Genomic DNA, 21,922 nt, shown 5'->3' on the forward strand with positions numbered 1-21,922 from the left:
CACAAAAAAGGAGCCAAGCGGCTCCTTTTCAATTCGAAAACTTATTACTCAGGCTAACACTGGCTTATATCTCCGCCTGACGCTCGGCCGCCTCACAGGCCGCCGCGGTAAAGAGCACGTCGGTGGAGCTGTTAAGGGCGGTCTCCGCCGAGTCTTGAATCACGCCAATGATGAAGCCCACGGCGACCACCTGCATGGCGACATCGTTAGAGATGCCAAACAGGCTACAGGCCAGCGGGATAAGCAGTAGCGAGCCACCGGCCACCCCAGAGGCGCCACAGGCCGAAACCGCCGCTACGACGCTCAGCAGAATCGCGGTCAGAATATCGACCTGGATCCCTTCTGTGTGCACCGCCGCCAGGGTCAATACGGTAATAGTGATCGCCGCGCCCGCCATGTTGATGGTCGCGCCCAGTGGGATAGATACCGAGAAAGTATCTTCATGCAGATCCAGTTTCTCGCACAGGGCCATGTTCACCGGGATGTTGGCCGCGCTAGAGCGAGTAAAGAAGGCGGTCACGCCGCTCTCTCTCAGGCAGGTAAATACCAGCGGATAAGGGTTACGGCGGATCTTAAACCAGACGATAAGCGGGTTGATGACAAGCGCGATAATCAACATAGAACCCAGCAGCACGGCAAGCAGTTGAGCATAGCCGGCAATCGCCTCGAAACCGGTTGCGGCGAAGGTGTTAGCCACCAGGCCGAAGATACCGATAGGCGCCAGACGGATCACGAAGCGCACCATCTGAGAGACGCCGTGGCTCACATCGGCAAATACCGTCTTAGTGTTCTCAGAGGCGTGATGCAGGGCGATGCCCAGGCCCACACCCCAGGCCAGGATGCCAATATAGTTACCCGTCATCAGGGCGTTAACCGGATTATCGACCACCTTGAAGAGCAATGTATTGAGGACTTCGCCAATCCCTTCCGGCGGCGTCGCACCTTGGGCGCCGCTTACCAGCACCAGAGAGGTGGGGAAGAGGAAGCTCATGGTTACTGCGGTGATCGCCGCGGCAAAGGTACCAAACAGATAGAGGACTATGATAGGTCGCATATTGGTCTTGGTGTTTTTCTTCTGATTGGCAATCGAGGCCGCCACCAGAATAAACACTAAGATCGGCGCAATCGCCTTTAGCGCGCCGACAAACAGATCACCTAGAAAGGCGACACTCTCTGCCGAGGAAGGTGAAAAACTCGCCAGGGCAACCCCGGCAATGATCCCCAAGATAATTTGCAGCACTAAACTGCCATCTGCCAACTTGGCAAATAAGGAACGATTTTGATTCATTGATTGACCTATCATTATAATTAATTGAATTTAACCTTTGCTCATCGCCGTCAACGTTCGCTGAGCAGAACAGCTTTCTTTATGTTATTTATCGTCTCTCACCTTGGTCACGCATGGCCGCTATGACCGAAACGTACTAAGGATGAGAGTAAAAGCTGGTGTCAAACACAGGATCTGGCCCAAGGTTAAACTTCCTTCATCCTGTGTTTTATAGAAACTCCCCCGTCTTGTCTAGCAAAGCGCTCGATTTCGCTTTAGATATTACCCACTAGCATCATAAAGATAACAAAAATCTAATCTTTAACTGGCCTGATGCCGCTTGGCCCCCCTGAGCATGGCGTCGATCAGCTCATGGGCGTCAAACTTGGTCAGCGCCTCATTGGCGCCCACCTGATGGGCCTGACTCACGCTGATCTCACTCGAGAGCGAGGTGTGCAAGATGATATAGGCGTCGGCCAAGGCAGGCGTGTTCTTCACCTCGAACGCCAACTCGTAGCCGTCGAGCCCAGGCATCTCGATGTCGCTCACCAGCAGATCCACCGGCCTTCCCTCCTTGGCGGCCTCCTCCATGATAGAGAGCGCGTCTCTGCCATCTGAGGTCACCAGATAGGGAATATTGATGCTGTCCAGCGCGTCGCTAAGCTGCTTGCGCGCCACCTTGGAATCGTCCACCAGCAGAATATTGAGCGGCTTTAGGATCTCCCGCTGCACATCCGTCAGTATCGCCCGGGTGGTTTCCGGGCTGGCAGGGAAGATCTTGGACAATAACAGCTCCACATCCAGCAGCTGCACTAACTTGTCATCGACCCGGGTCACCCCGGTGAGAAAAGCGTTCTTGCCCAGGTTATCCGGCGGCGACTCGATATCCCGCCAGTTACACTCAATGATCTTATCTATGCTGCGCACCAAAAACCCCATCACCATGCGCTGACAATCTGTGATGATGATATAGGCGTTGGCGCACTCTTCGGGCGTGATGGGCGCGTAGCCCACCGCCGCGGCCATGTCTATGATGGGAATGGTGTGGCCCCTGACGGTCGCGGCGCCCAAAATAGCAGGATGAGATTGAGGGATGGCGCTGAGTTTAGAGAAGGGAACCAGTTCACGGATCTTGAGCGTGCCGAGGGCAAACAACTGAGTATGGGATAAGCGGAACAATAATAGGCCTTGAGATTGGCTAGCCTTACTTTTCATATTCTTACCGACACGTAAATGCTTAATTAGCGATAAGTTTAACCCTAGCATAGCCAGATTAAATTGACGATGCTCAAGCCTTGATAAATTGGCCTTACAACTGTGACTCTATCGGCAGCAGACCGATAAAATCGGCCATGAAACGACGCCAGAAGCTGGCATCGGGGTCGGCATAATAGACTTGGCCCTTAAGATCGTCATGCCAGATCAGCTCGCCATCTTTAAGATCCAAGCGATAGCTGCTGCGTTTGAGGGACTTTTGAATCTCATCCACCATCTCGCCAGCAAACTCACTCTGGTCGACAATCAGCCCCATCTCAGTGTTGATCCAGGCCGATCTGGGATCGAAATTGAAAGAGCCGACAAACACAGATGCCCTATCCAGCACAAAGGTCTTAGCATGCAAGCTGGTACGTGAGCTGCCCTTCCAGGCGCTGGGGCGGTTGTTGATGTCCACCTTCACCTCATACAGGGCGATGCCGTTTTCCAGCAACCGCTCGCGATAAGCCTTATAGCCCGCATGCACAGCCAACACGTCGGTGGCCGCCAGACTGTTGGTGATGATGGTGATCTTGATCCCCTGCTTAGCCGCGTCTATCAGGGCCTGACAGCCGCCGTCGGTAGGCACAAAGTACGGCGAGACAATTAAAGCCTCTTGGCGTGCCTTCCCCAGGAATTGGCTAAGGTCAGTTAGCAACCACTCCTGATGGCCCTGCCTGCTCGCCTTCTGGGGCGGATCGTACAGCAGCTGCGCATCGCCCCAATACCAGGCGAGTCCCTTGGAGGTGATCTGTGTCAGCAGCTCGCTCAGTTCGAGACGATTAAGGTACTCATCGTGGAGGAAGTTCTGCTTGTTTCTGGCCATGATCTTGGCCGCTTCTTTATACATCTCACTGGTCGGTGGCGGCACCAGGTTGACCACACTCTCGACCTGCTCGCTGTTCCAGTAGCGATCGAATTGATCCGACACCTCATCGACCACATCGCCTATGGTCAGGAGATCGAAGTCGCCAAAATCCACATCGTCATTCTTGGAGAAATACTCATTGCCTATGTTGCGCCCGCCCACAATGGTTATCTGGTTGTCCACGGTTAGGGATTTATTGTGCATCCTATGGTTGAGGCGGGAAAAGCCGGTCAACATGGCTAAGCTGCGAAAGGTGCGCTCATAGGAGGGATTAAAGAGGCGTATCTCGATGTTGGGATGACTGGCGAGCAGCACCAAGCCATCATCCAGAGTCTTGGTGGTGAGGTCGTCGAGCAACACCCTCACCCGCACGCCACGATCGGCGGCGTCGATCAGGTGCCAGATCAGCAGGCGGCCGGTTTCATCGTCGTGGTAGATATAATATTGCAGATCTATGCTTTGGCTGGCCGCATCCACTATCGCCAAACGCGCCACGAAGGCATCGACACCGGAGGAAAGCGGCAGTATGCCCGTCTTGTTTGGATGCGCCTTGAGGTCGCCTTCCAGGTAACGATACAGGCCGGAATCAGTCGGCGCCACCAGCTTATGGCTGGGGGTAAGTTGCTGGGACGGCGGCAAACTGCTGCAGGCCGACACTAGGCTCAGGGTCAAGGCGAGAGTCATCAACTTCGAGGGAAAAGTCATTGCCTTCAAGGTCAAAGCCATCAATTTCAAGGCCAATCGCATCATGCTTTTGCTTACCACAGAGAGGTTCATCACTTGCCCTAACACCATGAATTTATACGCCTAGTCACTAACATAGGCGTTAGCCTTACTCCTGTAAAGCGTATAAGACGTCGTAGACGAATTGATCCCAGCCCTCGGCGCTAAAGGCGATATCCCGCACCGCCCTCACCTGGCTCACCGCATGTAGCGGCGCGGCGCCATTCTCCATCAGGTAGTAGGCCATCAAGAGCCCGGTCCTGTCTTTGCCTGAGCGGCAATGGATCATCACTGGCAGGCCATCGGCCTCACACTGACGGATAAAGGCCAGCGCCTTGGGCAGCTGAGCCACACAGTGCGCCTCGTCGCCATCCACGGGGGGAATATTGCCCGACAGAGGAATGCAGGCGTAGCGCAACGCTAACCGCGCCATCTCATCAGGATCACAGAGATCGCCGCCATTGACCGAGAGTATGGCACCGACCCCCTGCGCCTTGAGTTCACTCAGATCCCAAGGCACCAGATTGGGGCCACAACGACCGGCAAGTTCGCCTTCGACTAACCAAAAAAGCTGCTGCATCTCTGTTTCACTCTGTTAGATAAACGCGCCCTACTATGAGGGACGCTTCCAGATCGCGTCATTGATCTTGGGTAACTTTTTACGTTTTTTCTTGCCCGTGCCTTCGGGTTTCGCCATAGGCTTCTCCTGGCGCGAAGGACAATCCAGCGGCGCCTCGGCGTCGGCCTCTAAGCCAGGATACTGCTCCCTTGGCAGGCGCAGCTTGTTCTTCTTCTCGATCACCTTGAAATGATGATATTCGTCGTGGCTGATGAGAGAGATAGCCTCACCTGTCTCGCCCGCGCGGCCACTACGACCGATACGGTGCAGGTAATCTGCGGGACTTCTTGGCAGTTCGAAGTTAATCACCACGGGAAGCTTGTCGATGTCGATGCCGCGGGCCGCGATGTCGGTAGCGATAAGCACGGTAATTTCACCGTTCTTGAAGCCATCGAGCACACGACTACGGGTGCCCTGGGCCTTGTCACCATGGAAGACCTGGGCGCTGATGCCGCGCTTCTCCAGCTTCTGCGCCAGGTGATCGCAGCTGCGCTTGGCGCTGGCAAATACCAGTACCTGACGCCACTGACGCACCTTGATAAGCTCGGCAAGCAATGCCGTCTTGTTGCTACGGTTAACTGTGTAGACGCGCTGCTCGATATCCGCGCTCTGCGACTCCTGCAGCTGGATCTCGACAGGGTCGGTCAGCAGCTTGGCAGTGAGGCTAAGCACCTCTTCGGGGAAAGTTGCCGAGAACAGCAGGGTCTGTTTCTGGTCGGGCAGTTGTTTGAGGATCTCACCGAGCTCCTCGGTGAAGCCCAAATTCAACATGCGATCGGCTTCGTCGAGCACTAAGGCCTTTAGCTGAGAAAGCTTAACGGCATTGCTGCCGAGCAGGTCCAGCAGGCGGCCAGGGGTCGCCACCAGAATATCGGCGCCGCCACGCAGGGCCAACATCTGGCTGTTCGCCGAGACGCCACCGAATACGGCGACCACCTTGGCTCTTGGCGCCAGCTCGGCGCCATAGCTGATGAAGCTATCGGCTACCTGCTGGGCAAGCTCACGGGTCGGCACCAACACCAGGGCGCCAACATGATTGCCGCCACCGGCTCTCTGTCCCACCAGCTTCTGCAGCAAGGGCAGCGCGAAGGCGGCGGTCTTCCCCGAGCCCGTCTTGGCACCGGCCAGCAGATCGCGACCGGCCAAGATGGCGGGGATCGCTCTTGCCTGAATCGGCGTGGCCTGCTGATAACCGAGATGATGCAGTCTGGCCTGCAGCGCCTTGACCAGATTTAACTGACTAAAGTCGGTCGTTGTCAGCGACAGGTCCGATGGCGCAGAGGGCTCAAGAGCAGATGGGTCGAGCGCATTAGTTGTCATGATAAGATTTAGCTAACCGTACAAAATAGAGCCGCGCATTGTACCTAAATTTACGACCAAACACCTAATTTTTACGGCATCTCGTCTTTACTGCCTAATCGATTTAGGCGCCAATCTCACTTCTGATCGCTTATTGGCTTTCGCCCACGGCCTCAGCTTCCAGGGCCAGTAGTTGCCGCTTAATCCCCAGGCCATAGGCGTAACCCGTCAGTGCCCCGCCCTTGCCAATGATACGATGACAGGGAATGATAATCGCGATTCGGTTGGCGCCGTTGGCGCTGCCCACCGCCCGCACCGCCTTGGGGTTATCAATCGCGCTGGCGATATCGGAATAGCTCGCCGCATCACCGAAGGGGTGAGCTAGCAGCGCCTGCCACACCCGATGCTGAAACGGCGTGCCTACCGGCGCCAAGGCCAGGCTAAAGGCGGTCAGCTTACCGGCAAAATAGGCGGATAACTCACGCTCAGCCTGGTCGAGATGTGCCTCGGCCTGCTCCAGCGCCAGCTGTTCGCGCGCGACCAGGGTGACTTCACGCGCAGCAAAGTCGTCATCCTGCCCGGGCAGAAAGCTCAGGTGCGACAAACCAAACTGATTGGCCGCCAGACTCACCTTTCCCAGCGGCGTGTCTATGACTCGCTCGGCAAGCGCCTGATAGCCGCTTAGTCCGGCGTCCCGGCTGAGGGGAATGTACTCAAGCACTGAGGTCTGTTGATTCATTTTATATTCCCTAGTTTACTTCTAGATTCATTAGGTTATTTCTTGGCACCCTGCCTACTGCTGATTCCAGAGCTGCAGGGTGAGATAACTGCCCCAGGGGGCGACCTGCCGTAGCACCTCTTGGCTGAGCGCCTGATACTGTGCCTGCGCCCGCTTCTTCGCCGCCTTGGGATCTTCGTCTTCAGCAGGCTCACCATCACAACTGGACGGCTCGGGTCGCAGGTTCGCCAGCAGTTGCTGTTTGACCACAAGATCCCCAACCAGCAGCACATCCGGCAGACTCTGCCCGCGCAGGCGCACATAATCCAGAGTCCAGGGGCCTATCCCCTTGATCTGCAGCCAGTCGTCTATCTCCGCCTCGGGGTTAGCCATCGCAAAGGCTGCCAGGGCGCGAATCGCCTCTTTTCTGATCCCCGGCATCTTAAGCCCATCCAGGCTGGCATCCACGAGCACCTCTGGGCTTGGGAACAGGAGCACCTGACTATCATTCAGGCTAATCGTCTCGCCATAATCGGCCACCAGTTGCCCCAAGAGCTTTATCGCCTGGGTCACGCTCACCTGCTGGCCTAAGATGGCGCGGCAGGCCGCCTCGAAAGGTGACCAGACGCCGGGCAAACGCAGGCCTGCCGAGACTTGGGGCAATGCCTGCCCAAGCGCTTGCAGCTTATCGCCTATGGTGAGCATGTCGGCGTCGAGATCCAGAATGCGACGAATATGGCTGATGATCCCCTTGAGCTGACTGAGTGAGTCCGTCTCGGCGAGATGAATGGTGACATGAAAGCAGGCCTCTTGCTCGTGATGAACAGCGCAGAAATAACCCTTGGCGGCGCCGAGCACGAAGCTGCGGCCATAGCTCTGTTCATCTAGCCACTCCATCTCGGGCACGGCGCGCTGGGCGAAGAAGCTGCGCAGATGTTGCCAATCATAGGGCGGACGATAGGCAAGCTTGAGCGTCAACCCCTGTAGAGGCATCGATGGCTGGCCTGTGGCCTTGCGGATCTCACTCGGGGTCAACTGCAGCTGCTCACGAAAAATCTCGTTAAAGCGTCTCACGCTGTTAAACCCGGCGGCAAAGGCCACCTGAGTGATCGGCATCTTGGTCTGATGCAGCAGCTGTTTGGCAAACATCAACTGTTGATACAGGGCATATTGCTTGGGCGAAGTGCCCAGGCTGTCGTGAAACAGTTGCCTGAGATAACGCTCGCTGATCCCTAATCGCTCGGCGAGCCCCGTCATAGGGATCGCCTGGGGGCCGCACAAGATGCCGGCGTCGATGAGACTCATGGCGCGATTCAGGCTGGTCTGTTTACCAAGCCAGGGATTTGAGCCCGGCGCGCTGTCCGGACGACAACGCAGACAGGGTCTTAGGCCAGCCTGAGCAGCCGACAGGGCATCGTCGAAATACCTGACATTGGCCTCCTTTGCAGGCACTGCCGGGCAGATAGGACGACAATAGATGCCGGTGGAGAAGACGCCGACGAAGAACAGGCCATCGAATCTGGCATCCCGTGACAGACGCGCGATGCGATACTGCTCCGCCTTGGGATGCTGCACCTCGGCCTGCATGGCTTTGCACGCTTTTGCACTAGACTCTTGTGTTTGCTGGCTCACTTGAAGAAGACTCATTTTGCTTTGATAAGGCCACTCTAATGCAGCCTGGGATTGGATACTAGCGGAAAACGGCACTCATGGTGAGAATAACTATCTAAGCAACAATTCGTCGCACTCGGATGACGCCTGCTATATGATGAGTGATAGCAATCAGATCGACTATCATCCTAATAAGCCTAAATTTTATAAGGACTTAAATGTTTAAGCGTTTCGAATCATGGGTTTCCGCCCTACCCGACCAAGAAGCGGTACAGCCGCCCCGTGGGATCTATCAGTTTTGCAGGCATTACACGCGCGGCTTCGAGTTGCCGCTCGCATTAATGTCGATACTGACTGCGCTGCTGGCGATTCTCGAGGTCTCACTGTTTGCGTTTATGGGCGACCTGGTGGATCTGCTCGCCAGCCACAGCCCAGAGACCTTGTTTGCCGAGCAAGGTGACAAGTTACTGCTGATGGCCGTCTTGGTGCTCGTGGTGATCCCTGTGCTGGTGTTGCTGCACGCCCTGGTGATCTACCAGGGGCTTTTGGGTAACTACCCCATGTCGATCCGCTGGCTCGCCCACAGGTATCTGCTTAAACAGAGCATCGCCTTCTATCAGAACGATTTTGCCGGGCGCATCGCCACCAAGGTGATGCAGACCTCTCTGGCTGTGCGCGAGACGGTCACTAAACTGCTAGATGTCTTGGTCTATATTCTGGTCTATTTCCTTTCCATGCTGGTGATCATCGCCGATGCCGACCTGCGCCTCATGCTGCCTATGCTGGTCTGGCTGATGATCTATGTGGGGCTGCAATTTTACTACCTGCCTAAGCTGAAACAGGTCTCGACCGAACAGGCCGACGCCCGCTCCACCATGACGGGACGCATCGTCGACAGCTACACTAACATCGCCACTGTGAAGCTGTTTTCTCACACCCAGAAAGAGGCTCAATATGCCAAGGAGAGCATGACAGGCTTCCTCAATACGGTTTATCGCCAGATGCGTCTGGTAACCGGCATCAATGTCAGCGTGCAGGTGATTAATTACTTACTCGCCTTCAGCGTTGCCGCCGTCTCCATCTGGCTGTGGCGCGACAACGCCATCACCATTGGCGCCATAGCCGTGGCGGTCAGTCTCTCTCTCAGGCTCAACGGTATGTCCCAATGGATCATGTGGGAGATCAGCTCACTGTTTGAAAATATCGGCACGGTCGCCGACGGCATGAATACCCTGTCGCGCCCCACCAGCGTTCAGGACAGCGACAATGCCAGCCAACTCACCGTCTCTCACGGTGAGATCGCCTTCAACCGGGTCAGCTTCCACTACGGCGAGGCCAGCGGCGTCATAGAAGATCTCGATCTCAAGATCAAACCCGGCGAGAAGGTCGGCCTGGTGGGCCGCTCGGGCGCCGGCAAATCCACCCTTGTGAACCTGCTGATGCGTTTTCACGACGTGGAGCAAGGCAGCATCACCATAGATGGACAGAACATTCGCGAGGTGGAGCAAGACTCGCTGCGGGCCAACATAGGTATGGTGACTCAGGATACCTCCCTGCTGCATCGTTCCATCCGCGACAACATACGCTACGGCAAGCCGGATGCAAGTGAGGAAGAGCTGGAAAATGCGATCCGCCAGGCCCAGGCCTACGAATTTATTCAAGGACTTAGCGATCCCGAGGGTAATCACGGGCTCGATGCTCAGGTGGGTGAGCGCGGTGTGAAACTGTCAGGCGGTCAGCGCCAGCGTATCGCTATCGCACGAGTACTGCTAAAGAACGCCCCTATCCTCTTGCTGGATGAGGCAACCTCGGCGCTGGACTCTGAGATCGAGGCCGCCATTCAGGAGAGTCTCTATCAGCTGATGGAGGGCAAGACGGTGATCGCCATCGCCCACCGCCTGTCGACCATTGCCGCCATGGACAGGTTGATCGTGTTAGATCAGGGCAAAATTGTCGAGCAAGGCACACACCAGGAACTGATCAAACAGGGTGGGATCTACGCCCAGCTCTGGGCCCATCAGACAGGTGGCTTCCTCGGCATAGAGTAAATAACTCTACCAAGACACCAATCCATCGACTGGCATAGCCGCTATTTCTGCACGCTGTGTCAGTCGATACGCTATATTAGGCTTGCCGCCTGATGCTTTTCATCCCATTATCAGCCTATAAAACGGCTACCTTTATCACTTATTCGGAAACCAAGCCGGCTCGGTAAAGACCCAGTCATTGTCTTTAACCGGTGTATGGCAGCTAATACAGACCTGCATGCCGCCCTCGAAGGGGGTCTGCTCCTCCCCTACCCAGCGCGCCCAGCCCCAGCCATAGGTGTCGGCGTACTTTACCGAGTCTTTAAACATAAACTCGGCATGGACGAAAGCCTTGGGGCCTATCGCCTGCGGCCAATGGGTTAATTCGCCAGCTTTCCAAACTACCTTGCCCAGAATGGCACCGTCAGGCCAGGGAGAATGTTTACCGCTACGAGCTGCCTTGATAGCCACATCATTACCCAGAATAGCCCTCACCGTATTATTGTCAGTTCTATGGGACACGGCGATACTTGACCAGGTCTGCCAACCTAGTGGATAGTCAATGCCATGGGAAGGTAAAGGCGTTTTGTCAGCTCCATAACCATTTGATGAAAATAATGAAACGGCTGATAACAGTATTAAAAGAATTGTCTTCATTGTCTGACTCACTCTGTTGCGAAAAGCACAAATTACTGGCTTAACTATTAGTGTGTCAGTGTAGTCTCAATAGGAAAGCTTTGCCGAAGGTAATCTAGGAAAGGAATTATGTAACGAGTTCAAGCTTGGATGAAAAGGCCGTAGCTTTGATATCAAAAAATTTATCATTTCGCTTCTGTTTCATCGCACGATAAAAGAACAAATCAACTAACTTACTTGCGTTAAGCTCCTTTGTCGTAAAGTGGATCTCAACTTGATTCGGTAAAAGGCTAAAACTAAAATCAAGAGTCATATTCAATAGCTTACGTGCAATGGCCTTCCCCCTTGCTTCTTTATCAACATAGATTTGACCGATGTAAGTGACTGATTTTTTAATATGGTGCCTGAAATAACAATAACCAATAGGACTCTCATCTTCGACCGCAACCATTACCCAACGAAGATACTCAACATCATTAATCTTGCACTGTGTGATATCAGCTAACACTAAATTCTCAAAGTCTCGTGCTAATTCACTTGAAACCTCAGACAGGTCGAATTCTGATTGGAAAACATCGAGATCTCTAGATATGAACATCAACATAATTGCCCTAATTCATCAGGTTAACGATTTTCCTGAAGTGTGGCACATAATGCCCCGCTCGGCGAAGGCAGATTAGTTTGGCGAAAATAGGCGAGACACAAGCAATTGGATAGGCTCCTGCTCTGTAGGTATTTGACGGCCTCATTTTGAGGCATCAAGGTGCCAATCAAATTCGTGCCACTGAAGCTGAGTAGATCTAAGGAACGATAAGGTAAATGACAGACGAAAAAAAACCACCCTGTTGGGTGGTTTTTTCCGCGTAACTAAACGCTTATTTGGTGGAGCCTAGCGGGATCGAACCGCTGACCTCAACACTGCCAGTGTTGCGCTCTCCCAGCTGAGCTAAGGCCCCGAAACTGATTGTGACTATACAGTAAAACCTGAACAAACACAACATCTTATTTCAAAATTTATCAAAATAAGTTGTGGTATCCCATAGGGGATTCGAACCCCTGTTACCGCCGTGAAAGGGCGGTGTCCTAGGCCTCTAGACGAATGGGACGCCGGTCTTACATTTAGACTCCGTAAGGGAGTGAATACTCGTCGAAACCAGTAGGCCATCTCGTAAGAGAAATGCTTCAACGCTATCGAATCGTTAACTTTGCAGTCAACCACTCAAGAAAGTGGTATCCCATAGGGGATTCGAACCCCTGTTACCGCCGTGAAAGGGCGGTGTCCTAGGCCTCTAGACGAATGGGACACTGTTGATACGTTATACTCTGTATCGAGTGAATACTCGTCGAAGCCAGTAGGCTATTGCTTCAACGCTATCGAATCGTCAACTTTGCAGTCAACCACTCAAGAAAGTGGTATCCCATAGGGGATTCGAACCCCTGTTACCGCCGTGAAAGGGCGGTGTCCTAGGCCTCTAGACGAATGGGACACTGTTGATACGTTATACTCTGTATCGAGTGAATACTCGTTAAAGCCAGTAGGCTATTGCTTCAACGCTATCGAATCGTCAACTTTGCAGTCAACCACTCAAGAAAGTGGTATCCCATAGGGGATTCGAACCCCTGTTACCGCCGTGAAAGGGCGGTGTCCTAGGCCTCTAGACGAATGGGACACTGTTGATACGTTATACTCTGTATCGAGTGAATACTCGTTAAAGCCAGTAGGCTATTGCTTCAACGCTATCGAATCGTCAACTTTGCAGTCAACCACTCAAGAAAGTGGTATCCCCATAGGAGCTTCGCTCCCCTGCTGCCGCCGACTCTTTATAAACCAAAGTGGGCGGTGTCCTAGGCCTCTAGACGAATGGGACACTGTTGGTACGTTATACTCTGTACCGAGTGAATACTCATTGAAGCCAGTAGGCTATTGCTTCAACGCTATCGAATCGTCAACTTCGCAGTCAACCACTCAAGAAAGTGGTATCCCATAGGGGATTCGAACCCCTGTTACCGCCGTGAAAGGGCGGTGTCCTAGGCCTCTAGACGAATGGGACACTGTTGGTACCTTATACTCTGTACCGAGTGAATACTCGTTAAAGCCAGTAGGCTATTGCTTCAACGCTATCGAATCGTCAACTTTGCAGTCAACCACTCAAGAAAGTGGTATCCCATAGGGGATTCGAACCCCTGTTACCGCCGTGAAAGGGCGGTGTCCTAGGCCTCTAGACGAATGGGACACTGTTGATACGTTATACTCTGTATCGAGTGAATACTCGTCAAAGCCAGTAGGCTATTGCTTCAACGCTATCGAATCGTCAACTTTGCAGTCAACCACTCAAGAAAGTGGTATCCCATAGGGGATTCGAACCCCTGTTACCGCCGTGAAAGGGCGGTGTCCTAGGCCTCTAGACGAATGGGACACTGTTGATACGTTATACTCTGTATCGAGTGAATACTCATCGAAGCCAGTAGGCTATTGCTTCAATGCTTTCAAATTAGATGGTGGAGCCTAGCGGGATCGAACCGCTGACCTCAACACTGCCAGTGTTGCGCTCTCCCAGCTGAGCTAAGGCCCCTTACCTAACTTGTCACCTTTGAGTGCACTGCGAGCATCTGCCGGCTGTGTCTCAACTGCGAGGCGCATTCTATGCAGCACACCCAAAAGTGTCAACTCGTTTTTTAGGAATTTATTCTATTTGCTACAAATTCAATCGCTTTGGAGATTCTTTGCTCACAACGAGCCTTTCCGACGAGGAAAGCGGTTAAATCTACAGCAGGCGACATACCCGCACCGGTAACCGCAACACGCAGTGGCATACCGACCTTACCCATGCCCAGCTCTAATTCGGCAGCCGTCGCTTCGATAGCCTGGTGAATCGCTTCTACGTTCCACTCGCTCAGCTCGGCAAATTTCTTTTGCAACAGTTGTAGCGGCTCTAAGGCAACACCACGCAGATGTTTCTTAGCGGCGGTTTCATCGAACTCGGCAAAGTCTTCATAGAAGTAGCGGCTAGAAGCAGCTAGCTCTTTTAGAGTCTTGGCGCGTTCGGCCAGTGCAGAGACCACTTCTGCCAGTGCAGGACCGTTTGCTGTATCTATGTTTTGATCTTGCATGTGCCACTCGAGGTGCTTGGCCACATATTCAGGCGCCAGCTCCTTCATATAGTGCTGATTTAACCAGATCAGTTTCTCGGTATTAAAGGCAGACGCCGCCTTATTGATGTCGTCTAACTTAAAGTACTGCTTCATCTCCTCGATAGAGAAGACCTCCTGATCGCCATGTGACCAGCCTAGACGCACCAGGTAGTTAAGTAGCGCTTCTGGCAGGTAACCGTCATCACGATACTGCATAACGCCTACAGCGCCGTGACGCTTAGACAGCTTGGCACCATCGTCACCTAAGATCATCGCCACGTGGGCATACTCAGGTACAGGCGCATTGAGTGCCTTAAGGATATTGATTTGGCGTGGAGTGTTGTTGATATGGTCTTCACCACGTACCACACAGGTGATGCCCATATCCCAATCGTCAACCACAACGCAGAAGTTATAGGTAGGCGTACCGTCGGTGCGGGCGATGATTAGGTCGTCCAGCAACTCGTTTGAGATCTCGATACGGCCGCGTACGTGATCGTCGAACACTACGCTACCTTCGGTTGGATTTTTAAAACGCACCACGAAAGGCTCGTCGGTATCGCGCGGCGCCTTGTCACGGCAGCAACCATCATACTTTTGTTGTTCGCCTTTGGCGGCCTGCTCTTCACGCATCGCCTCGATACGTTCGCGGCTGCAGTAACACTTATAGGCGGTGCCCTGCTCTAGCATCTGCGCGATGATCTCGTTGTAGCGATCGAAACGCTTAGTCTGGTAGTACGGACCCTCATCCCAGTTCAGTCCAAGCCACTCCATACCTTCTAAGATAGCTGCGCAGGCTTCGGGAGTTGAACGTTCGAGATCCGTATCTTCGATACGCAAGACAAACTCACCTTGGTTAGCGCGGGCATAGAGCCATGAATAGAGTGCAGTACGTGCACCACCTACGTGAAGAAAACCGGTAGGACTTGGAGCAAAACGCGTCTTAATCGTCATAATGGGACAGTAACCTGTTATCGAATGGTCTAAATATAGACTGAGCTATTTAATGTGACCGCTATTCTAACAGCCAAATGGGATAAGAGAAAATAGCCTGGACAACCGCAGCTTGCCCGGCGGCCCGAAAAGGTGATCGCCTCATCATAGGATACGCGGCTTACCTCGGCAGATACTCAACAGATGAAGCTACGCTAGGAATGTGCCGCCGCGAGATTGTCACCCGAACCACCTACCCGCTTTTCTATCGAGATGACCTCTTCCTGCATGACTGTCTTACTCTATATAGCTAAAGCCAATAAAGATAAAAGTGGGAATGCTAGAAATAGAGAAGGCACAGATAAAAGAAGCGGTGATCTGAAAAGATGATCAGATAGGGTACATAAATGCTGCGAGCTTCAGGCTACTGTTGCACCGCTCTATATAAGCCCCCTTATATAAACACCCAAAGGAGAATAGATAGAAAGCAAAAAGCGGCTTTTAGTCAGCCGCTATTGATGAGCCCAAGCGATAAGCGCCTAAATCGCAAAGGCCTAAATAAGAAAATGCCTAAACCACCTACCCTGCGTCTTTTTTATTTGCAGCGACTATATATGGTGTAAAAAAAGATGGTGCTAACAGTTAAGCCGCCTCACTCAAGCAAGTGCTGCATTATTTTACCCGCCTAGTGATAGAGAAAGGTGAATAACGACGCGTTAAAAACGAGCAAGCTCGCTCCTTTTCGCCGGATGTTTTTATCAAACAGCCCAGTTATGCATTGCTTGTCTCTACCAAGCCCTTGCCCTGACCGACAAGCTGGAGCCCCCTTCTGCTCAGGCTTTCGCCTGGGCGGCACCGGAAATCATCCTGATTTGTTTAACATTAAGACGATCCGAACAAATTTGAACCGGACTCATTATTTTCTCGAAAAAAGCGTTGACAGTAGATCGTTCCCCCCTATAATACGGCCCCACACAGCGAGGTCGATTAGCTCAGCTGGGAGAGCACCTCCCTTACAAGGAGGGGGTCACTGGTTCGAGCCCAGTATCGACCACCATACTCTGTATGGTAATAAAATTTGATGTGTCCCAGGTCGATTAGCTCAGCTGGGAGAGCACCTCCCTTACAAGGAGGGGGTCACTGGTTCGAGCCCAGTATCGACCACCATATTTTGTCCTAGATTCAAATATGTGGTGCATCGAGTTTAATGTTGTGAGATATTCCCAGGTCGATTAGCTCAGCTGGGAGAGCACCTCCCTTACAAGGAGGGGGTCACTGGTTCGAGCCCAGTATCGACCACCATCTCTTCACGAGAGAATATCGAATATAATAATGTCCCAGGTCGATTAGCTCAGCTGGGAGAGCACCTCCCTTACAAGGAGGGGGTCACTGGTTCGAGCCCAGTATCGACCACCATTGTTATCAAAATATGTAATATGCTGTATTTATCCCAGGTCGATTAGCTCAGCTGGGAGAGCACCTCCCTTACAAGGAGGGGGTCACTGGTTCGAGCCCAGTATCGACCACCATAGCATGGCTATGAAACGATAAATCACAGACAGTCCCAGGTCGATTAGCTCAGCTGGGAGAGCACCTCCCTTACAAGGAGGGGGTCACTGGTTCGAGCCCAGTATCGACCACCATATTTCCTCTTTAATGCTTCACCTCCCTATTTATAATCAAACAGCCTAGCAGCAAGCCATCGCGCCCGGTTCTCGCTATTGCGAATCCCTTAGCCTCAACTATTCTTCATTAAGACTTCGCTCAAACCAAGTAAGACTCAAGGTGGTTGAACATGGCTGATGTTACTCAATCTGCGTCGCTGGCAAGTATTGCCGCGTACCTAAAACTCACCCATGAATGCGATGAGCAGGAAGCGATGCTCGAAGCCAAGGAGGTGATGCAAAACCTGGTCGCCATGCGACAAAAAGGTTTCATCACGGGTTGGTATTTTGATGCCCAAGGCCACCTGGAGCTGCTACCCAGCGAGGCAATTCTAAAACGCATCAACCCACCCAAATAATAAATGCTGATATTATTACCAATAAAATAAATAACTTACTTCTAACCTTCATTCACCCGCCCTAATTAAATAAACAAAATACTTTACTTAATTAGTCACTGAGGTAGAGTTGTCCTACCTATTGATTCTTTTGAAGGCTGTCATGAAGGCCACCGACTCCCAACAAGCCGCTCCCAGCCAGACGGCTCAGCGCATTCTCGGCGTCACCTTAATCGTTACTCTGATCAGTGTGGCGGGCATTGCACTGCCATATCCTGTACTCGCACCGCTATTTCACGACAACAGCTCTCCCCTAACCCACTTCATGGGCCTGCCCAGCGAATTTTTAATGGGCATCGTCTTAGGCATCTATCCACTGGGGATCATCATTGGCGGCAGCTTCATCGGCAGCCTGTCTGACACCTATGGGCGCAAGCGTCTGCTCAGCCTCACCCTGATGGGCAGCGCGCTGGGTTATGGGCTCACGGCCTTCGCAGCGCACTCGGAGCAGTTTGTCCTTTTCTGTCTCGCGCGTTTACTGACGGGGATCTGCGAGGGCAACATCGCCATCGCAAGGGCGATAGCAGCCGATCTCCATCCGCAGATCGATAAGACCCGCAGTTTCTCGCTGATCAGCGCCATGGGCTATGGCGGCTATCTGCTAGGGCCGTTAGCTGGCGGCTACCTCATAGATCGGGGGATGGAGACAGTGTTTGGCGCGGCGGCGGTTGCCTGTATTCTGTGTGCCCTGCTGAGTCACAGGCTTCTGCCCCATCAGCTCGATGAGACCCAGGCTAACGCCGAGAAAGGCTCCAGCCTGGTGCTGCTCAGAGAGCCGGCCCTGAGACGCTTCTTTCTGCTCTACCTGCTGCTGACCATGGGGGTTAACTTCTACTATGAGTTCTATCCGCTACACCTGGTGCAACAGGCGGACTTCACCCCGGCGCAGATCAGCTGGGTAACCGTGCTGCTCACCGGCTGCATGATCGCCACCAGCATCTGGTTTACCCCTGTGCTACAGCGCAGGCTCAACCACGCCAGCGCGAGCCTGGTGGGGATCTTGCTGTTTGGCGCGTCCCTGGCCTGCTTTCCCTATCTCACTAATGACAGCTATCTGCTCACCTTCATGACCATAGGCGCGGGCATCGCCATCTACAACAGCTTCCTGCCGACCTACCTGTCCCATGCCTATCAAGACAGGCCCCAGGGACAGCTCATGGGCATGCTGGTGACCATCTTCTGCGTCGGCAACCTGCTCGCCGCCCTATTCGGCGGCCTGCTGGCCGTATTCGATGTCAAGATTGTGCTGTTGATCGGAGCCCTGTGCGCGGCGGCTTCCGGCGCCATCCTATATCACGGTCACTTCAAACGTGAATATTGGCCAGCGCACAATTAACCCGATAACGGGACTCAGTTCAAACTTTGCCCACACAAAATGGGTGGATTCCCACCCATTGAAATAAGACTAATGGGCGACATCCTCCCCAAGCACAGCTGTTTACTAATTAACCAATATGCCGCAACATATTGATATAGGGTAATTTACATAATTTAAACATCTTTGGCCTGGTCCTTGCCTATAATTTCTATGAGTTAAGCACACTGTGAACCTGCAGTCGCCCTAAGGCACTGAAGGATTAACAATAATAGGGATAACAAAATGACCAGACTCAACACCTGTACCTTTATCAAACAGATCGTCAAGATGACCTCAATTGCGGCCCTTCTGGGGGCCAGCTTAAACAGTTGGGCGGCGCCAACGGAAATTAAGTTTTCCCATGTGGTGGCCGAAAACACCCCTAAAGGCCAAATGGCACTGAAATTCAAACAATTAGTAGAAGAGCGTCTACCCGGTGAATACCAGGTAAACGTGTTCCCAAACTCTCAACTGTTTGGTGACAACAACGAGCTCTCCGCCCTGCTACTGAACGATGTGCAGTTTGTGGCGCCATCGCTCTCCAAGTTCGAACGCTACACCAAGAAGCTGCAGCTATTCGATCTACCTTTCCTCTTCAAAGACATGGACGCCGTTAACCGTTTCCAACAGAGCGACGCCGGCCAGCAACTGCTGAACTCGATGAAGCGCAAGGGTGTCGTCGGCCTGGGTTACCTGCACAATGGTATGAAGCAGTTCTCGGCCAGTAGCCCGCTTGTCCTGCCAGAAGATGCTCAGGGTAAGAAGTTCCGTATCATGGCCTCAGACGTGTTAGCTGCCCAGTTCCAGGCGGTCGATGCCATTCCGGTGAAGAAACCCTTCTCTGAGGTCTTCACCCTGCTGCAAACCCGCGCCATCGATGGTCAGGAAAACACCTGGTCTAACATCTACTCGAAGAAGTTCTACGAAGTACAGAGCAACATCACAGAGAGTAACCACGGTGTGCTCGACTACATGGTGGTCACCTCAAACACCTTCTGGAAGTCCCTACCCGCCGACAAGCGCAAGGTGATCAAGGCATCACTGGATGAAGCCATTGCCTATGGTAACGAAATAGCCGCGGCTAAGGTTAACAAGGACAAGCAGGCCATCATCGACTCTAAGCGTTCAGAGGTCACCTACCTGACGCCAGACCAGCGCGCCGCCTGGGTCAACGCCATGAAACCTGTATGGGCACAGTTCGAAGATAAGATAGGTAAAGATCTTATCGATGCCGCCGTTGCCTCAAACGAATAATAAGCGCTAACCCACTAAACTTAATAGGAAAGCATTGAGGCCGTTTCCATGGCATTCGGCCTCTTTCCTATCTAAGGAGTCTTAGAGATGATGTCTCGCTTTTTTTCTCATATCGAAGAGGTGGTACTTAACGCCTTGATCACCGCCATGACCCTATTGGTCTTTGTCGAAGTGATCGCCCGTTTCTTCTTTAACACAGGTTTCCTGTGGATCCAGGAGCTAACGCTCACCATCTGCGGCTGGTTCGTACTGTTTGGCATGTCCTATGGCGTCAAGGTCGGCGCTCACATAGGCGTCGATGCCTTCGTGAAAAAACTCCCCGCCCAGGGACGTAAGTACACCGCCATATTGGCCGTAGCCATCTGCCTCATCTACTGCGGCATGTTCCTGGTCGGCAGCTGGGAATACCTGGCCAAGATGTATCAAATTGGCGTGCCCATGGAAGATATCGACCTGCCCCATTTTCTGATTGGCGGACTGGACGGCGACTTTGCCTGGGAATATCTGCGCATCGACGTCGAGGAGCCAGCTGTGCCGCTGTGGATCTCTCAAAGCATACTGCTCATCGGCTTTATTCTGCTTACCTGGCGCTTCTTGCAGCTGGCTCTGGCCATCATCACCAATAAAACCGACGGCTTTGCCTTTGCCGATGAGGCCAAGGAGAGCATGCACCTTATCGATCAAGAGGCCCAGGCCGACGACAAGCAGTCGGGAGATAAAAAATAATGACTATAGCAACCCTCTTTATCAGCCTGTTTCTCTGTATGCTGCTGGGCATGCCGATCGCCATCGCCCTCGGCTTCTCCAGCATGTTGACCATATTGCTCTTCTCCGATGACTCACTGGCCTCGGTCGCATTGAAGCTCTATGAGTCCACCTCGGAGCACTACACACTACTGGCGATCCCTTTCTTTATTCTGTCGTCGGCGTTTCTCTCCACCGGCGGCGTCGCTAGGCGCATTATCGACTTTGCCATGGACAGCGTAGGTCATATCCGCGGTGGTCTCGCCATGGCCTCAGTGATGGCCTGTATGTTGTTTGCCGCGGTATCTGGCTCATCCCCCGCCACGGTTGCCGCCATCGGCTCTATCGTTATCGTCGGCATGGTTCGTGCTGGTTATCCTGAGAAGTTTGCCGCTGGGGTGATCACCACCTCGGGCACCCTGGGGATTTTGATCCCGCCTTCTATCGTCATGCTGGTCTACGCGGCGGCGACGGAAGTTTCGGCCGCGCGCATGTTCATGGCGGGGCTTATCCCTGGCCTGATGATGGGACTCTTGTTGATGCTCGCCATCTATATTGTGGCCCGCATCAAGAAGCTGCCTTCCCGTCCCTTCCCTGGTTTTCGCCCCCTGATGATATCGAGCGCCAAGGCGATGGGCGGCCTGGCACTGATCTTTATCGTGCTCGGCTCCATCTATGGCGGTGTCGCCAGCCCCACCGAGGCGGCGGCCGTTGCCTGTGTCTATGCCTATTTCATCGCAGTATTTGGTTATCGCGATATCGGCCCGCTGAAAAATGTCAGCTGGCGCGATAGCGGTGAATCGCTCATCAGAGCCGCGCTACGTAACCTTGGCTTCATGGTGCTGGCAGTTTTCAAAACCCCGGCCGACAAAGAGATCCGCCACGTGGTACGCGATGGTGCCAAGGTCAGCATCATGCTGCTGTTCATCATAGCCAACGCCATGCTGTTCGCCCACGTGCTCACCACAGAGCGTATTCCGCACCTTATTGCCGAAACCATAGTAGGCATGGGACTGCCGGTATGGGGCTTCCTCATCATAGTCAACTTGCTGCTGCTCGCTGCGGGTAACTTTATGGAGCCATCGGCCATCTTGCTGATCATGGCGCCCATATTGTTCCCAATCGCCACTCAGCTGGGGATAGACCCTATCCACCTGGGGATCATCATGGTCGTGAACATGGAGATAGGCATGTTGACGCCACCTGTGGGACTCAACCTGTTTGTGACCGCGGGGATCACCGGCCGCAGCATGGGATGGGTGATCCACTCCTGTATCCCTTGGCTGGCGCTGCTGCTCTTCTTCCTGGCACTGATCACTTATATTCCGCAGATCTCTCTGTTCCTGCCGGAATATATTGATAAGTTAAACGGTTATTAAATCACTTGATTTTGCTTAACAATTGGGCGAGTCTGAAAC

Annotated in this window: 16 protein-coding genes and 15 tRNA genes; 12 read left to right on the forward strand and 19 right to left on the reverse strand. The window is 53.1% G+C overall.

Annotated features, from left to right (window positions below; all coding sequences use genetic code 11):
• Positions 1-64 precede the first annotated feature (64 nt).
• From sstT to K0H81_RS12630, 7 genes are all read right to left on the reverse strand, one after another.
• Positions 65-1,288, reverse strand: coding sequence for a serine/threonine transporter SstT (gene sstT / locus K0H81_RS12600; protein ID WP_144204456.1), 1,224 nt, complete (start codon positions 1,286-1,288; stop codon positions 65-67).
• A 300-nt stretch (positions 1,289-1,588) separates the two neighbouring features.
• Entirely contained in the window at positions 1,589-2,482 is an 894-nt protein-coding gene (locus K0H81_RS12605; RefSeq protein WP_144204455.1) for a chemotaxis protein CheV, read from the reverse strand.
• Between the two features lie 94 nt (positions 2,483-2,576).
• Positions 2,577-4,073, reverse strand: a complete 1,497-nt coding sequence (locus K0H81_RS12610; RefSeq protein ID WP_258406284.1) for a phospholipase D family protein — start codon at positions 4,071-4,073, stop codon at positions 2,577-2,579.
• Between the two features lie 148 nt (positions 4,074-4,221).
• Entirely contained in the window at positions 4,222-4,692 is a 471-nt protein-coding gene (locus K0H81_RS12615; protein ID WP_220058548.1) for a dual specificity protein phosphatase family protein, read from the reverse strand.
• 33 nt (positions 4,693-4,725) lie between these two features.
• Positions 4,726-6,051 (reverse strand): DEAD/DEAH box helicase, encoded by a 1,326-nt coding sequence (locus tag K0H81_RS12620; RefSeq protein ID WP_258406285.1) that lies wholly within the window; start codon positions 6,049-6,051, stop codon positions 4,726-4,728.
• A 130-nt stretch (positions 6,052-6,181) separates the two neighbouring features.
• Positions 6,182-6,769: a methylated-DNA--[protein]-cysteine S-methyltransferase gene (locus tag K0H81_RS12625; protein WP_220058549.1), complete on the reverse strand. Its 588-nt coding sequence runs from the start codon at positions 6,767-6,769 to the stop codon at positions 6,182-6,184.
• 54 nt (positions 6,770-6,823) lie between these two features.
• Positions 6,824-8,335, reverse strand: a complete 1,512-nt coding sequence (locus K0H81_RS12630) for a DNA-3-methyladenine glycosylase 2 family protein (protein WP_220060854.1) — start codon at positions 8,333-8,335, stop codon at positions 6,824-6,826.
• Positions 8,336-8,577: 242 nt separating this feature from the next.
• Between K0H81_RS12630 and K0H81_RS12635 the strand changes: the two genes are divergently transcribed.
• Positions 8,578-10,407 carry an ABC transporter ATP-binding protein gene (locus tag K0H81_RS12635; protein WP_220058550.1) on the forward strand — a complete coding sequence of 610 codons (1,830 nt, stop codon included), beginning with the start codon at positions 8,578-8,580 and terminating at the stop codon, positions 10,405-10,407.
• 135 nt (positions 10,408-10,542) lie between these two features.
• Here K0H81_RS12635 and K0H81_RS12640 read toward each other — a convergent pair whose 3' ends face one another.
• From K0H81_RS12640 to gltX, 12 genes are all read right to left on the reverse strand, one after another.
• Positions 10,543-11,043: a cytochrome P460 family protein gene (locus K0H81_RS12640; RefSeq protein ID WP_220058551.1), complete on the reverse strand. Its 501-nt coding sequence runs from the start codon at positions 11,041-11,043 to the stop codon at positions 10,543-10,545.
• Between the two features lie 106 nt (positions 11,044-11,149).
• A complete protein-coding gene (locus tag K0H81_RS12645; RefSeq protein ID WP_220058552.1) occupies positions 11,150-11,620 on the reverse strand; it encodes a GNAT family N-acetyltransferase in 471 nt (156 codons plus the stop codon).
• Between the two features lie 282 nt (positions 11,621-11,902).
• A tRNA-Ala gene (locus K0H81_RS12650) sits at positions 11,903-11,978 on the reverse strand.
• 74 nt (positions 11,979-12,052) lie between these two features.
• Positions 12,053-12,128: transfer RNA gene (locus tag K0H81_RS12655), tRNA-Glu, on the reverse strand.
• Positions 12,129-12,250: 122 nt separating this feature from the next.
• Positions 12,251-12,326 (reverse strand) — tRNA-Glu (locus tag K0H81_RS12660).
• Between the two features lie 107 nt (positions 12,327-12,433).
• A tRNA-Glu gene (locus tag K0H81_RS12665) sits at positions 12,434-12,509 on the reverse strand.
• A 107-nt stretch (positions 12,510-12,616) separates the two neighbouring features.
• Positions 12,617-12,692 (reverse strand) — tRNA-Glu (locus K0H81_RS12670).
• A gap of 305 nt (positions 12,693-12,997) precedes the next feature.
• Positions 12,998-13,073 (reverse strand) — tRNA-Glu (locus tag K0H81_RS12675).
• A gap of 107 nt (positions 13,074-13,180) precedes the next feature.
• Positions 13,181-13,256 (reverse strand) — tRNA-Glu (locus tag K0H81_RS12680).
• Between the two features lie 107 nt (positions 13,257-13,363).
• Positions 13,364-13,439 (reverse strand) — tRNA-Glu (locus K0H81_RS12685).
• Positions 13,440-13,519: 80 nt separating this feature from the next.
• A tRNA-Ala gene (locus tag K0H81_RS12690) sits at positions 13,520-13,595 on the reverse strand.
• 103 nt (positions 13,596-13,698) lie between these two features.
• On the reverse strand, positions 13,699-15,108 hold the full coding sequence (gltX, locus tag K0H81_RS12695; RefSeq protein ID WP_011865248.1) for a glutamate--tRNA ligase: 1,410 nt from the start codon (positions 15,106-15,108) through the stop codon (positions 13,699-13,701).
• Positions 15,109-16,068: 960 nt separating this feature from the next.
• On the opposite strand from gltX, the gene K0H81_RS12700 reads away from it, so the two are divergent.
• The 11 genes from K0H81_RS12700 (at position 16,069) to K0H81_RS12750 (ending at position 21,883) form a co-directional block, all read left to right on the forward strand.
• A tRNA-Val gene (locus K0H81_RS12700) sits at positions 16,069-16,144 on the forward strand.
• Positions 16,145-16,178: 34 nt separating this feature from the next.
• Positions 16,179-16,254: transfer RNA gene (locus tag K0H81_RS12705), tRNA-Val, on the forward strand.
• Between the two features lie 59 nt (positions 16,255-16,313).
• Positions 16,314-16,389, forward strand: a tRNA-Val gene (locus tag K0H81_RS12710).
• 38 nt (positions 16,390-16,427) lie between these two features.
• A tRNA-Val gene (locus K0H81_RS12715) sits at positions 16,428-16,503 on the forward strand.
• Between the two features lie 37 nt (positions 16,504-16,540).
• A tRNA-Val gene (locus K0H81_RS12720) sits at positions 16,541-16,616 on the forward strand.
• A 38-nt stretch (positions 16,617-16,654) separates the two neighbouring features.
• Positions 16,655-16,730 (forward strand) — tRNA-Val (locus tag K0H81_RS12725).
• 152 nt (positions 16,731-16,882) lie between these two features.
• The gene (locus K0H81_RS12730; RefSeq protein WP_144204076.1) at positions 16,883-17,110 is read left to right on the forward strand and encodes a hypothetical protein; all 228 of its coding nucleotides are present in this window, start codon (positions 16,883-16,885) and stop codon (positions 17,108-17,110) included.
• Positions 17,111-17,252: 142 nt separating this feature from the next.
• A complete protein-coding gene (locus K0H81_RS12735) occupies positions 17,253-18,485 on the forward strand; it encodes an MFS transporter (RefSeq protein ID WP_258406286.1) in 1,233 nt (410 codons plus the stop codon).
• 309 nt (positions 18,486-18,794) lie between these two features.
• Positions 18,795-19,760 (forward strand): TRAP transporter substrate-binding protein, encoded by a 966-nt coding sequence (locus K0H81_RS12740; protein ID WP_258406460.1) that lies wholly within the window; start codon positions 18,795-18,797, stop codon positions 19,758-19,760.
• Positions 19,761-19,847: 87 nt separating this feature from the next.
• Entirely contained in the window at positions 19,848-20,486 is a 639-nt protein-coding gene (locus tag K0H81_RS12745; protein ID WP_220058555.1) for a TRAP transporter small permease, read from the forward strand.
• Positions 20,486-21,883, forward strand: a complete 1,398-nt coding sequence (locus K0H81_RS12750; RefSeq protein WP_220058556.1) for a TRAP transporter large permease — start codon at positions 20,486-20,488, stop codon at positions 21,881-21,883. Before K0H81_RS12745 ends, K0H81_RS12750 begins: the two co-directional genes overlap by 1 nt.
• Positions 21,884-21,922 lie beyond the last annotated feature (39 nt).

Source organism: Shewanella halotolerans, assembly GCF_019457535.1.
Taxonomy (GTDB): domain Bacteria; phylum Pseudomonadota; class Gammaproteobacteria; order Enterobacterales; family Shewanellaceae; genus Shewanella; species Shewanella halotolerans.

Coding starts and splice junctions, on each gene's coding strand:
- sstT (WP_144204456.1), bottom strand. CDS start 1,288: ATGAATCAAAATCGTTCCTTATTTGCCAAGTTGGCAGATGGCAGTTTA.
- K0H81_RS12605 (WP_144204455.1), bottom strand. CDS start 2,482: ATGAAAAGTAAGGCTAGCCAATCTCAAGGCCTATTATTGTTCCGCTTA.
- K0H81_RS12610 (WP_258406284.1), bottom strand. CDS start 4,073: ATGACTCTCGCCTTGACCCTGAGCCTAGTGTCGGCCTGCAGCAGTTTG.
- K0H81_RS12615 (WP_220058548.1), bottom strand. CDS start 4,692: ATGCAGCAGCTTTTTTGGTTAGTCGAAGGCGAACTTGCCGGTCGTTGT.
- K0H81_RS12620 (WP_258406285.1), bottom strand. CDS start 6,051: ATGACAACTAATGCGCTCGACCCATCTGCTCTTGAGCCCTCTGCGCCA.
- K0H81_RS12625 (WP_220058549.1), bottom strand. CDS start 6,769: ATGAATCAACAGACCTCAGTGCTTGAGTACATTCCCCTCAGCCGGGAC.
- K0H81_RS12630 (WP_220060854.1), bottom strand. CDS start 8,335: ATGCAGGCCGAGGTGCAGCATCCCAAGGCGGAGCAGTATCGCATCGCG.
- K0H81_RS12635 (WP_220058550.1), top strand. CDS start 8,578: ATGTTTAAGCGTTTCGAATCATGGGTTTCCGCCCTACCCGACCAAGAA.
- K0H81_RS12640 (WP_220058551.1), bottom strand. CDS start 11,043: ATGAAGACAATTCTTTTAATACTGTTATCAGCCGTTTCATTATTTTCA.
- K0H81_RS12645 (WP_220058552.1), bottom strand. CDS start 11,620: ATGTTCATATCTAGAGATCTCGATGTTTTCCAATCAGAATTCGACCTG.
- gltX (WP_011865248.1), bottom strand. CDS start 15,108: ATGACGATTAAGACGCGTTTTGCTCCAAGTCCTACCGGTTTTCTTCAC.
- K0H81_RS12730 (WP_144204076.1), top strand. CDS start 16,883: ATGGCTGATGTTACTCAATCTGCGTCGCTGGCAAGTATTGCCGCGTAC.
- K0H81_RS12735 (WP_258406286.1), top strand. CDS start 17,253: ATGAAGGCCACCGACTCCCAACAAGCCGCTCCCAGCCAGACGGCTCAG.
- K0H81_RS12740 (WP_258406460.1), top strand. CDS start 18,795: ATGACCTCAATTGCGGCCCTTCTGGGGGCCAGCTTAAACAGTTGGGCG.
- K0H81_RS12745 (WP_220058555.1), top strand. CDS start 19,848: ATGATGTCTCGCTTTTTTTCTCATATCGAAGAGGTGGTACTTAACGCC.
- K0H81_RS12750 (WP_220058556.1), top strand. CDS start 20,486: ATGACTATAGCAACCCTCTTTATCAGCCTGTTTCTCTGTATGCTGCTG.